The following is a 12930-nucleotide window of genomic DNA, read 5'->3' on the forward strand; positions in this document are numbered from 1 at the left end:
CGAGTTATTCTCTCTCTGGTACGGTCATACGTAATGACAATGTTGACGCCTGCTGATCTGAAACCTGAAAGCTGCGGGCCTGTACACGGGGAATAACCGTAAGCAGGAAAGTGGCCGACATCCCGTTCACGGGCTGATGATGCTGCTGGAGCTCAACTGTGTCTCCGTTGAGAACAGCAATAGGGGTCTGCGACTGTGATTCAGACGATTTATTAAGCTCGTGGTGAACAACGAACTGGCTGCTCTTATTATCGACAAACGCTTCACTGAACATCACCGTTGCCCGTCCCTCCTCACCGAAACTGAAGTCGAGTCCTCGACGGTCATTGTCATCAAACCGGATATGTATGGGTTGAGGAACATCACACCGCACCTGTACCTGTACCTGGCGGGCGGGCAACTGCTGCCATTGTACCTGCCCGGTGGGCTCAGTATCCTGAAACCGGACTTTGCCGTATTCGTGGCGCAACTGGCTGGCAATAATATTGCACTGCGCTTGAACGACCGGACTGACAATAAAAAAGATGCCGCAACACAATGATATTAAACGAATCATTCGCATACTCCCGTTAACTCTTCATATAAACCATCCTGAGGTGGTGTTGGGGGCAGGGAATACTGTAGCTGACACATGGGGCTACCGTTGTCATCCCCCACAAAGAACGACTCACCGGGCTGCAGGTTGCTAAAGAAAACCAGGCCTTTTTCCAGAGAATTCGTCACGTACTGCCCATCGCTGTCTACGATCCCTTTTCCTTTAGACAGAAGCTTTCCGTCAATACGTCTGACTGTCATGAGTACCCTGCGGGTGTCTGATACCCTGAATTGTGTGAATGCGACGGCTCCTCGCGAAACGGTAAGCTCCGCGGCACCATTGGTTAAGTCGACATGTCTGGGCAACGTTTTAACATCAATATTGAGACGAGAGGGCTGCCACGGTGTTAAGCCGGGAACCAGCGCTTTGCCGCGATAATCAGTCCAGACGGGGCCCTGCGGGGTAGATACTTTGATCCCGGAAAGCGGAGAATTTAATGAAAGCGTGCCGTATGATTCCTGAATCGCATAAGGTGAAAAAAGTATCCCTTCCTGATTAACGGAAATCCCACCGCTTAGCGAACCGCCATACCCCCAATAATTGGCGGTCTGGCTGGCATACCCACTCATCTGGGCATAATGCAAATTCTGCCCAAAACTGCCGCTGATGGTATTTTGGGCATTTTGCCAGTCCCGTCCTGCCGATAGCGAATATGACATATCGTCCCATTGTCCGCTGGTCTGAACATCGTTATAAGTCCGGGAGCCCTGTCGACGAAGGGACAGATTTACGCGCTCGTGTCCCAGAGGCAGCCCAAGTCGGATATAAAAAACATCATCGTCACGTTGCGTACTCGTCCGGGAGCCAGAAACACGTTGCCATGTGGCCGAAAGGTTAATCTGACCATGTCCAGCCCAGCGCCAGTTTTTTGACCATGAGGCATACCATGATTTCGGTGTGGCGGCATGGTCACGCGCGGAGGAGGTCGAGTAACTCAGCGAAAACAGACCTAAATGTTCATGAGCCCAGTTACCTCCCACATTGTAGTAACTGTTCGCGGTGGAAGTCGTATGATTTACAGCGTCGCTGAGCTCACGAAATCCCGCAGATGTTGTGGTCCAGGCCGCCTGAATACTGGCGGAAGGGTTAAGCTGGTAGCGGAGACTGAGGCTTTCCTTGCTGCCCGCATGATGCGTGTACTGTTCCTGTGCCATCGTGGTTTGCAGCGACAGTGACCATGCCGGTATCGGAATAAAACTCAGGGATGCCGCCGCGGATTGATACTGTGCTGAGGCCAGAGCGCTACCGCTTAGCGTTGCCTGTCGGGAAATCCGCATTCCCTGACTTCCGGTAATGAGCCAGGGGGCCGATTCATCGCTGGCAACTGTCTCGCGCACTTTACCGAGTGCCACAGAACCATAAAGGGGAGCGTCGGCCGGAGTTTGTAAGGCCGTGACAGGTACTGAAAACGTTGTTAACTGACCATCCTGTTCCGTCACTTTCACATCCAGCGGAAACTGCGTGCTGAGCATGGAAATGTTATCTAATGAAAACGGTCCTTCAGGAACCTGTGTTGCCTCGATTAACTGTCCGTTTTGATAAACCTCAACACGAGCCTGCGCGGAACGCGCTATTCCCTGAACAGAAACGCCGCTACGAGCAGGACGCAGTGCACTATCAGGAAACAGTTGAAGTCCCGTTAATCCAGGAATGGCGAGTAGCGTCTGACGAGCGTATATCTCTCCTGCCTGAAAGGTCTGTTGTAGCGACTGAAACGTCTTCTGGACATAAGTATATAGTCGCTGAGAACGACGTGTTCCGTCACTGTACGATACCGTATGACGACTGCGAAGCAGCCAGTCATTCAGATTCAGTCCTGATTCAAATAGTCCCAGTTGATAAGTTTCGTGCTTTCCGGACTGAACTGTGGTTGACGACTGCAGATTATAATTAAGCAGCCCCGATGTGCCTCCCTGAATAATATCCTTCCGTAATAAGATGCTTTCTGGCGTCAGCGCAGATGTCGGAACTGTAAAACTAATCTGATTTTTATACGGGTCTGCCGTTAACTGTGCTGTGGGATAAAGCGTCTGATAATCCAGACATCCTTGATTAAACTCATACGCAAGTCCGAGATTTCGGGATGTTTCAGGGGTTATACAGGGTTCGCCCTGCGCATTAAATCGCGTCATAAGCTGACGTTTATTGCGCCCGTTAATCACCCAACTAACAGGATATTCGCCTGGTGAAAAACGTGCGGCGTGAGAAAAATAATGACTCAGACCAGCATCCAGTCCACGGTTTTTTAATCTTCCGTCATCAAATAGTAAAGGTTCGGCGGATAACATCATACTGTAACTACCAAGTAGACCGAGAAATAAATAATATGCATACCTGTGAACAGGCAATGTTCTGATTAAATTAAAGGGCATTTATTAACCTTATAGCTATCCTTGCAGGAGCTCGGATATAAATCGTTCTGATGCGAAATAGGTTTTTATAATAAATATTCAGCGTTGAAACCTGACATCCGGTCTGGCGCTAAAGTTTCTTTCAATTTAGCGAAGCAATAAACTCCGACACCTGAACACCGTAACGGCTGACTGGAACAAAACGTACTTCGTTATCAGCCGTAAGCGAGGATGCTGATGATAAGGTTATATGCTGGCCCGGCAGTAAATACGTTCTCCCGAGGTCAAATTGTGTCTTCGACGGTAGTGTGACAAACTGCTGGGCCAGGCGGACGACATAGGGGCCTGGATTAGTAACTTTCAGCTGATTGCCTTCTTTATGCCATGTAAGTAACGTCCAGGGATCTTTTCGTTCCGGTAATCCTTCTGGATGAATAAGTACGGGTAAATTCTGACGTATCGTAATACCAATTTTGTTACTACCGGGGATTTTTGGGGGGATACCTTCGAAAATGACACGTTTAAGATGCTCAGTAATTAGCGGCTTTTTCGTTTTAAGAATAAATCGAACTTGCTGAGTCTTACCTCCTTCAACCCGGACTACCGGCTGAGTCGGCAGGAGTTTAATCGTGTCATCCTCACCGTCAACATTAATGACCTGTGTGTAAAGCAGGGAAGGGATATTGTCTGTATTGGTGACATTCATGCTGCCTCCACTTTCCTTTTCCTGGATCAGTAAAAGGGAACTGTCAGGCTGCATTCCGGTGGCCATACTGACCTGTGGGATGCAAATCAGGAAAAGTGAAAGAATGAAAAGAACTTTCCAGAAGAAAAATGGCTGACGCATTGTAGTTATTCCAGTATATTTACCGGACCATTAGAACATGGCCCGGTAATAAACAGAGTCGATAAAATTAATTTTTTCGTATTAATTTACGGGAGATTATCAGAGATAAACCAGAGAAATCGTTGCCTCACCGTCGAGATTCGTTTCATCCGTAATCTTAAGGTCTTCCCCTTTGCGAAGAACTCCTTTAATAGATAATGGAATTTTCAATTCAGAGAAAGCTGCCGGGGTTAATGTATCAGGATTTCCTAAGGTGTGTAATCTGGCCGCAACATCCACGCCGTTTACGGTGCTGCCAGAAGTCGTGCGTGACCAGTCGTCGCTGTTACCTTTACTTCCGATAAACACCAGATTGTCAGCGCTACCCGAATAAGTCATATCAGGGAACCAGTTAATAACAGTATATGCCCCCAGTCTTGCTTCACCGTCGTTCGTAAGCCCCAGACCAAATTGATTGCTGCTTGCGGGTATATCGCTGCCATCAACGGTGGCATTTTTAATCACACCATTATAAAGAGAATCTCTACGTTCATCATGAAGGGTATACGCAACAAGTCGTTCGGAATTGCATTTAATACCCATATTAATACGTTTTTCCGGCAGTTGATTGTCTTCAGTTGCAGACAGGTTCGTCATTAACATTGTTCCGTAGTCAACAATACCGGCGTTATCCAGATTGACGGCGCATGCGCCCGGCACTAATTTTCCTGTGACTTTAAGCGTGGCCGTGTCTCCACCTGCCGCAAGGACTGAGCCGGAAATAAAAGTAAGTGATAAAGCAACCAGTAGTTTATTTAATTTCATTTAAGTAATATTCCTAATTATGGATTTAAAAATACAACGCCTGTGCATCGCCATGTTCACTTTATTCAAGTAAACATGGCGATGCGGAGCATGACTTTCTTCACGTAGCAGGTTTTAGATATTCACACCTGGTAAAAATTAGAGAAATACAAAAGCAATATGTTGTATTTAGTTTCTCTTGAAGAATATTGTCCAGTAAATGCTGTTTTTAAAAAATCAAGCTCGTTAATTAATGGTCTTAGTCATTGAATTGTTTTGGATAATGTTTCTGGCCTTGCTAAATACCTGTGAATCCTCATAGAAAACTTCACTGACAAGATGACTCAGTCTTATGTTAAAAACGTTCAGAATTCGCAGAATAAACTCTAACGTAAAAGCGCACTGCCCCCGTTCAAACCGTGATACATGCTGCTGACATATATTTAACTCAACAGCTAACTCTTCTGCGCTCATATTCATTTTTTGTCGGTTGCTACGAACGAATCGACCGATTCTGGCGTTAACGTTAGATATATTGTATTTCAAGTGCATTAGCGACTCCGTTTACTATTTGTTTATGTTGATTTATTTGTTGACATATATTTCGGCCATAAAAGTATTGCAAACATCCTTTACTCTTAAAACAAGTTAATATCGATCGGTCAGTAAATCATCAATAGAATAAAGCTATCAAAACAGGTTAAACGATTGTTTCAATAAATTAAATGAATTTGAGGTTTGGTTGTATATTCATGAAATATAAAGATAATATATGATAACGATCTACTTATCTCACAGTCATGAATACACTAATAGTTTCACGCGCAATCATAATTGCTATTATTTGGTTACTCCGTGAAATATATAGTTACACGTTACACCAATAAGGAGTAAATTACAGATGTGTTCTATAAATATCAGCGGGTATCTGGTGCTGAAAATTAGAAATAAAGCCTGAAATGACCATTGTCAGGTCTCAACAATAATATTGATGATTAAAGGGGACTCATAATTTATAGTTCAGAGTAAAAATTGCGGTGATATCTGCCCGTTGCCTGAATTCACTCACACCCACAGCACGATATACTATCCGAACAGCTTTACGGATGTTTTGTAATGATGCTTTGCGGTTCCATGTCCACATCGCGCGATGCGTAAGGATATCCATAGTTGGCTCCAGTGTACCGCGCCTGAGTGGACATAGGACGGGCGGCTTTTCCGCTTCTTTCCGGATCGTGTCGTTGATTTCATCCCCCACAGATCCCCCGCAGTTGGTCGGAGTCCGTGGCCTTTCCGACACAGTATTGCCGGCGACAAAAGCGATGAATGGCTACAACCCACCTGCAATGAGATGAAATGTGTCCTCAAAACAGACGCACTGATGAACGCATTACGAACTTAGCGCGGTATCAGACCTTGGGGCAGTTCAACTTAGCCATCTACACTTGCTTTGTACTAAGATGCTTATCTAATAGATGCTTTAAGAAATCGTCTCAGGATCATGATGGATTTATCACTATGACTAGAACAGAAAGGCTTCTCGAATTACTACAGATATTAAGGGCACAAAGATATCCGATCACTGCATCCACACTCTCAGAAAGATTAGGGATAAGTGTGCGTTCCCTTTACAGAGATATAAAAACGCTACAGCATCAAGGGGTATGCATTGAAGGTGGTGCTGGAATTGGTTATATCGTTAAATCTGATTTTCATTTGCCACCCTTAAACCTGTCTCATGAAGAAGTCAATGCTATTACGCTTGGATTGAATTGGGTCTCTCATAATACGGACCATGATTTCAAAATTATCGCTAAGAATGCACTTGCCAAAATACATACCGTCATTTCCGGTGAGTTGAAAAATCTTATTGAAAGTCAATCCTATCTGATTGGTCCTTCAGAAAAAAATGAGATGTTTTTTGAAGATATTCGCAATGCTATTAAAAAGCGAAAGAGAATCAAAATAAAGTATTGTGATAAGAAAGACTCTTACTCTTCTCGAGTCATATGGCCCATTGGGTTGGTATACATGGAGTCATGTTGGCTTTTGGTTGCATGGTGTGAGATGAGAAACGATTTTCGCCACTTTAGGACTGACAAAATTAAGGAAATTGAGCAACTGGATTCCTTTTATAGTGAAAGCAGGGCGGTTTTATTGAAAAAATGGAGAGTAAAAGAAGGGATTAGCGAGGAGAAAGAGTACTGACAAAAACTGTCACAGCTCATTTGTATACTAACCCAGATGAAAGGTTCAATTCTACATCTTTGGGGGGAGTATGAATTTCCAAAATAAAATTGCTGTGATAACAGGAAGCACTACAGGAATAGGTGAGGCCGTCGCAAAGCAATTACACATACATGGTGCTAAGGTCATTATTGTCGCCCGTTCGTCAGAGCAGGCTAAACAAAAAGCGAAACAATTATCTTCACAGGGTCAACAAGCGATGGGGATCGGATGTGATGTATCACAGCCCGAACAAGTACGACAAATGATCGATGAGGTTATCGAACGCTTCGGCAGACTTGATTATGCTGTAAATAATGCAGGCTTAACAGGTGATCATGGTAAAAACATAACAGAGCAAACAGTTGAGAACTGGGATAAGGTTATTGCCACCTCATTGAGCGGAGTTTTTTACTGCCTAAAATATGAAATACCTCAGATGATGAAGTTTGGTGGCTCAATAGTGAATTTATCTGCCGTAAATGGCCTGGTTGGCATTCCTGGATTAGCGCCTTACACCGTGGCTAAGCATGGTATAATTGGTTTAACCCAAACCGCAGCGCTAGAATTTGCATGTCAAGGAATTCGAGTAAATGCAGTCGCTCCTGGTTATGTCCAGACCCCGCGAATGAGTGCACTTCCTGAAAATATCGTACATAGCTTCGCCAATAGCCACCCTATGAAAAGGATGGCAAAAATGCAAGAAATAGCAGACTTCATCTTGTTTTTGCTATCAGACAAATCCGCATTCTGTACCGGAGGAGTTTATCCAATTGATGGTGGATATTTAGCCGAGTAAATTTCTCTAACGTTTTAAACTATAAGCATTACCTAACCAAAGCGGTAGGTTCAATAGGAGCGTTATAATATATTTAATGCTCCTATTATAGGGGTAATGATAACAGCATCTCCAGTTTGAACTAATATGAGAATAAATGATCGACTTTCCATTGGTTTAACTCACATTGAAAAACGGGCATCTTTGTCTGTAGATACAGATGAAATGCTTCCTTTTGCCACTCGTTGAGTAGCATAGTCTCTTCGGCGACAATCCATGCCTTTTCTCAGAGGGGCCATCGCCTGAAATGAGGTTTTGATTTCGAAATAAAACATTAGTGCATTTTGCTGATAAAACGTGGGGAAGATTCTGAAAGCTCCCGGCGAAGGTAACTCGTTGGGAGCTGTCTTTATTTATTGGGCCGACTGTAATAGGTCGAGTTCAGAACACCGGCAAACCCAGCCCTTGCTTCACTTCTCTTAATGTCTGCTGCGTGATCTCGTGCGCCTGTTCGCTGCCTTTTTTGAGCATCGCCATCAGCATGCCTTTATCCTGAATGTAGGTGGCCCGCAGCTCGCGCATTGGGGCGATGAGTTCCTGCAAGCACACCTCCAGCTCGTTTTTGCATGTCCGGTCACCCAGTCCACCCCGTTGGTAATGCGCTTTCATCTCCGCCACTTTTGCTTTATCCGGATGAAAAGCGTCGAGGTAAGTGAATACCATATTGCCGTCGATTTGCCCCGGGTCGGATACTTTCAGATGATTGGGGTCGGTGTACATTGCGCTGACCGCGTGATGAATGGTTTCTTCGCTGGCTGACAGGAGCAATGTGTTACCAAGCGATTTTGACATTTTGGCATTCCCGTCGATCCCTGGTAGGCGGCTGGTTTCACTCAGCAGCGCTTTGCAGTGCGATAAGACGGGGGCCGATAACAGGCTATTCATCTTGTGCACGATTTCATTAGTCTGTTCAATCATTGGCAACTGATCGTCGCCGACGGGAACCACTTCGGCTTTGAAGGCCGTAATATCTGCCGCCTGACTGATGGGATAAACCAGAAAACCAACCGGTAACGAGCGGGCAAACCCTTTCTGCGCAATTTCGTTTTTAACCGTAGGATTACGCTCTACGCGAGCCACGGTGACGATATTCATATAAAGTGCGGTCAATTCCGCAAGGGCAGGCAGGGCCGATTGCAAACAAATAGTGGTCAGTGAAAGATCTATTCCTGCGGCAAGATAGTCGGCAAGTACCTCGGGAATATTGTCGCGGATCTTTTGCGGTGTGCTGCCGTTATCGGTTAGTCCTTGCAGGTCAGCCACCAATATAAACTGCCGATAATCATGTTGCAGCGCGGCGCGCTGGCGCAATGACCCCACATAATGGCCAAGATGCAGCGGGCCGGTGGGACGATCGCCAGTGAGGATGATGGTTTTATTGTTCATGTAAGACTCCTTAGTCATAAAACCGAAAGGGGTCTCTAAATGCAAATAACCGCCTTTCGGCGGTTATCTAAAAATGGGAAAAACACATTCTGACCGCCTTTAAGAAGGCAGCCACCACAGGTTGTAATTAAAAGCGGTGATATCGTGTTTTGTGTTCATTGAATTAACATATCACCGCCTGGCGTTGAGGTAAAGCCATGTTCAACTGGCCTCCAGCATGCCAAAGCTCACGATGCGCGAACGTCCCAGCTCTTTAGCGCGATACAGCGCCACGTCTGCAGCACGCAGCAGGTTGTCGCTCTGGGCGTGCTGCGGATAGCTGGCTACGCCAATAGAGACATCGACGTGACCAATTTCAGAGACGCCAAAGCGCAGCGACAGTTCGCGTACGCCGTTATAAATATCCGTCGCAAGGCGGTTGGCGGCCTGTTCATCCGTATTGGCCAGCAGCACCAGAAACTCCTCACCGCCATAGCGGAAGGCCATGCCGCTGTCGTGAACCACGCGCTGAATGGTGGCGGCGATACTTTTTATCACGCTGTCTCCCGCCTCGTGACCAAAGCGATCATTAATATTTTTAAAATGGTCAATATCGATCATCAGGCAACTGATCGGCTCCTTGTTGCGTACGGCCTGGCTCATCTGAGTGCGTAAGGTATCTTCCAGATGATGACGGTTACGCAGACCAGTTAGCGGATCGTAGAGCGCTTTCTCCAGCAGGGCGTCACGCAGACGCTGGTTGGCTAATGCGAGGCCGAGTGCTTCTGCCATTAGCTCCAGATACGCACGAGAAGGGGTGGAATCATCGCTAAGGTTCTGGAATGAGAGCAGACCGATGGCTTCTCCTTGGGCAATCAGCGGAACGCACAGGGTATGTTGCTGGCATGAATCCGGCAGATGGTAGCAGGCGATATCGGGTTCACCTTGTACCGGAGGGTGGCTCTGGCCGCGGCGCACAGCCCAGCATTCGTCCGGGTGGAACGCATCCGCTTTACCCTGCGGTGAGAGCCATTGTGCAACGCAGCGCATTTGCCAGGGTTCCCGGTCCAGTATGTAAAGCCGCCCGGCAATACCTGGGGCAATATTCGGTGCAAACAGTTCCGCCACATTGATGACATCGGCAAAATTCTCGCAGCCCTGCAGGCGCTGCGTCATACGTGCCAGCAGATCGCGGATTGCCCAGTCGGCATCTCGCTCCTTCTCCAGTCTCTGACGAGCCAGACCGTTCTCGCGGAAGATCCGGATCGCCTGTGCCATGTCGCCTATTTCGTCTATCTGGTTAAAGCTGGGCGTCTCAACGGCATAATCCTGCGATGCGAGACGGTTTACGACATCGCTCAAACGCACGACGGGGCGCAGGACACGACGCTTTAAAATGAAACCGAGAACGAATAAAAACAGCAGCGCCGTCAGACCGACCATCACTTCGGAAGCCGTCCGCAGCATGCGGGATGACTGGGTTGCATCTTCAATCGTGTTGCGTACGCGGCTATCGAGTAACTGGCGGAAATGATCTATACGGTCCTGGGCTCGCTCCAGTTCCTGTTCATAGGCTTTCCCGTACAGCAGGGTGATGGCCTGCGACTCTTCTCCACGCGCGACGCTGGCAAGCGCCTCGGCCTGCTCATCCTGCAGAGCATCCACAATCTGCAGCCCTTCGTGCAATAGCGCCAGCTCTTCATCCGTTGCACCAAGGTCTTTGAGCTTCGACAGACGATGCTCAACGGCTTTCATCGACGCTTCTTTCTGACGGTAGGCGTTGAGCACCTCAGGATCTTTTGCAATAACATAGTCGCGCGCCAAGTCGGACAGCGACCAGGCATCGAGTTCGACTTCTTCGGTAAGTTGATCGAATTGATAACGCTGCTCTACCACCTGGCGTTCGGTGTTATCGGCGCTGGATGCCATCAGCATGACAATACCGGAGGCGATGGTCAGACATACCGTCGCGCTATAGGCCCAGTTGGTGATTGTGGCAATTCGCACTAATTAGTTCCTTCTGCGACGATTAATGAATACGCATGATTGAAATTATAGAAAACGTATGATTTTGCGTGAAAATAAAAAAGGCGGTCCGAAGACCGCCTTTTGTTATCGTCCGGCCATCACAGATCTGGAGGATTTTTTCCTTCTTCCATAAAGGCTTCGTCAATTCCTTCCACGTTACCTTCATGGTCACGCCCGGAAAACAGGTTCCAGCAGGTAATGAATAGCGCGGCAATCAGTGGGCCAATCACAAAGCCGTTGATACCGTAGATCTCCATTCCACCGAGGGTGCTTATCAGGATCAGGTAATCAGGCATTTTGGTGTCTTTACCTACCAGCAGCGGGCGCAGGATATTGTCCACAAGCCCAACGATAATCACAAAGAAGCCAACGATAAACAGCCCTTGCCATAGCTGATGGGTGGCGAACAGAAATATTGCTGCTGGTACCCAGACGATCGCTGAACCGACGGCGGGCACGAGGGAGAGAAACGCCATCAACGCGCCCCACAGAACGCTACCGTCGATATCTACAATCGCAAACGCGATGCCGCCAAGAATACCCTGAACCAAAGCGACGACCGCCGTGCCCTTGACTGTTGCCCGCGTCACGCCGACGAATTTTGCAAACAGGTGCTGTTTGGCAAAATCAGAAAGCGGTAATGAGTCCAGAATCTGGCGCACCAGGTACGGTCCGTCCTTCAGTAAGAAGAACAGTAGATACAGCATGATGCCGAAGCTAATAGCAAAGCCGAATGTTCCTTTACCAATCAGGAACGCGCTGCCGGCGAGGTACTGTCCACCCTGCAGCACGACATCGGACAGTTTTTTCTGGATCTGCGCGACATCATCCAGATTGTGTTCTGCCAGAAAACCTCTGGCCCAGTCAGGAAGATACGAAAGAACAGAAGCGACGACCTCCGGGAACTGCGTGTCATTCTGTTGCAGTTTGGTGTACACCACGTTCAGTTCAATGGCCAGCGATGACAGGATTACCATCAGCGGGATAAAGACAATCAGACAGATAATGACGATGGTAATCAACGATGCCAGTCCGTTGCGTTCGCCAAGCGCGCTGCGCAGTCTGTTTTTTACCGGGTTAAAGATAGTCGTTAATATCGCGGCCCACAAAATGGCGGAAAAGTAGGGGGACAGCACATCGAAGAATGCCCAGGTCACGAGGGCAAGTATGAAAATGAAGAAACCTTTAGTCAGTCCGTTAAATCGCATTAGTAAACCCTGTAATGAAAAGCAGTCCCGACTATAGAACCGTTCAGAGGATTTACCAACTTTAGCTGAAGATTGCCGCTTATTTTGGCTAATACGGTGACTTACTGAAGATAAAAACCAATGAATATCCACAGTGTTAATGTGATATTTGAATGACAGCAACCATTAGATTTTTAGTGCATCAAAGATGACGGTTTCTATTTTTTCTGGAGTGGTGAAGGGGGCAAAACGCTTAAGCGGTTTTCCGTCGCGTCCGACCAGAAATTTAGTGAAGTTCCACTTGATCCTCCCACCCAGTATGCCGGGTAATTCATCTTTCAGGTAACGAAATACCGGGTGTGTAGCGGCACCGTTAACCTCCACTTTCTCAAACATTGGAAAACTCACGCCGTAGTTGACGTAGCAGGTCTGCGCGATTTCGTCGGCCCCACCGGGTTCCTGCTTACCAAACTGGTTGCAGGGGAAACCAAGCACCACCAGGCCCTGTGTGTCGTATTTCTTATACAGTGCTTCAAGGCCCGCATATTGTGGCGTAAAGCCACAATGGCTGGCGGTATTAACCACCAGTACCAGTTTGCCTGCATAGTCGGCCATTGAAATAAGCTGACCATTCAGGCTGGTGGCGGTAAGTTGATGAAAAATGTTCATTTTTTAAGCCTCAGGTCAGGGTGAGTTTAGCGTCGACATTG

Annotated in this window: 11 protein-coding genes and 1 pseudogene; 3 read left to right on the top strand and 9 right to left on the bottom strand. The window is 47.2% G+C overall.

Features of this window, described 5'->3' with window-relative positions:
• Positions 1-4: 4 nt before the first annotated feature.
• From G4551_RS10860 to G4551_RS10880, 5 genes are all read right to left on the bottom strand, one after another.
• Positions 5-556 carry a DUF1120 domain-containing protein gene (locus tag G4551_RS10860; RefSeq protein ID WP_003836498.1) on the bottom strand — a complete coding sequence of 184 codons (552 nt, stop codon included), beginning with the start codon at positions 554-556 and terminating at the stop codon, positions 5-7.
• Positions 553-2886 (bottom strand): fimbrial biogenesis usher protein, encoded by a 2334-nt coding sequence (locus G4551_RS10865; protein ID WP_003836496.1) that lies wholly within the window; start codon positions 2884-2886, stop codon positions 553-555. Before G4551_RS10865 ends, G4551_RS10860 begins: the two co-directional genes overlap by 4 nt.
• Before the next feature lie 202 nt (positions 2887-3088).
• On the bottom strand, positions 3089-3793 hold the full coding sequence (locus G4551_RS10870) for a fimbria/pilus chaperone family protein (protein ID WP_003836493.1): 705 nt from the start codon (positions 3791-3793) through the stop codon (positions 3089-3091).
• Between the two features lie 99 nt (positions 3794-3892).
• Positions 3893-4597 (bottom strand): DUF1120 domain-containing protein, encoded by a 705-nt coding sequence (locus tag G4551_RS10875; RefSeq protein WP_003836491.1) that lies wholly within the window; start codon positions 4595-4597, stop codon positions 3893-3895.
• Between the two features lie 225 nt (positions 4598-4822).
• Positions 4823-5128 carry a helix-turn-helix domain-containing protein gene (locus G4551_RS10880; protein ID WP_003836489.1) on the bottom strand — a complete coding sequence of 102 codons (306 nt, stop codon included), beginning with the start codon at positions 5126-5128 and terminating at the stop codon, positions 4823-4825.
• Between the two features lie 673 nt (positions 5129-5801).
• Here G4551_RS10880 and G4551_RS24060 point away from each other — a divergent pair.
• The 3 genes and pseudogenes from G4551_RS24060 to G4551_RS10890 all read left to right on the top strand — a co-directional run.
• Positions 5802-5960 (top strand): annotated as a pseudogene (locus tag G4551_RS24060) (DNA methylase); the annotation flags it as partial.
• 134 nt (positions 5961-6094) lie between these two features.
• Positions 6095-6784, top strand: coding sequence for a helix-turn-helix transcriptional regulator (locus tag G4551_RS10885; protein ID WP_003836487.1), 690 nt, complete (start codon positions 6095-6097; stop codon positions 6782-6784).
• Between the two features lie 70 nt (positions 6785-6854).
• Positions 6855-7601, top strand: coding sequence for an SDR family NAD(P)-dependent oxidoreductase (locus G4551_RS10890; protein ID WP_003029256.1), 747 nt, complete (start codon positions 6855-6857; stop codon positions 7599-7601).
• A gap of 420 nt (positions 7602-8021) precedes the next feature.
• On the opposite strand, the gene trpS is transcribed toward G4551_RS10890, so the two are convergent.
• The 4 genes from trpS to G4551_RS10910 form a co-directional block, all read right to left on the bottom strand.
• Positions 8022-9026 carry a tryptophan--tRNA ligase gene (gene trpS / locus G4551_RS10895; protein ID WP_003836484.1) on the bottom strand — a complete coding sequence of 335 codons (1005 nt, stop codon included), beginning with the start codon at positions 9024-9026 and terminating at the stop codon, positions 8022-8024.
• Between the two features lie 201 nt (positions 9027-9227).
• A complete protein-coding gene (locus G4551_RS10900; RefSeq protein WP_003836481.1) occupies positions 9228-11012 on the bottom strand; it encodes a diguanylate cyclase in 1785 nt (594 codons plus the stop codon).
• 119 nt (positions 11013-11131) lie between these two features.
• Complete coding sequence (locus G4551_RS10905; protein ID WP_003836479.1) at positions 11132-12241, bottom strand: AI-2E family transporter; 1110 nt, start codon at positions 12239-12241, stop codon at positions 11132-11134.
• A gap of 165 nt (positions 12242-12406) precedes the next feature.
• The gene (locus tag G4551_RS10910) at positions 12407-12889 is read right to left on the bottom strand and encodes a glutathione peroxidase (RefSeq protein ID WP_003836477.1); all 483 of its coding nucleotides are present in this window, start codon (positions 12887-12889) and stop codon (positions 12407-12409) included.
• Between the last annotated feature and the right edge of the window lie 41 nt (positions 12890-12930).

Source organism: Citrobacter freundii ATCC 8090 = MTCC 1658 = NBRC 12681 (genome assembly GCF_011064845.1).
Lineage (GTDB): Bacteria > Pseudomonadota > Gammaproteobacteria > Enterobacterales > Enterobacteriaceae > Citrobacter > Citrobacter freundii.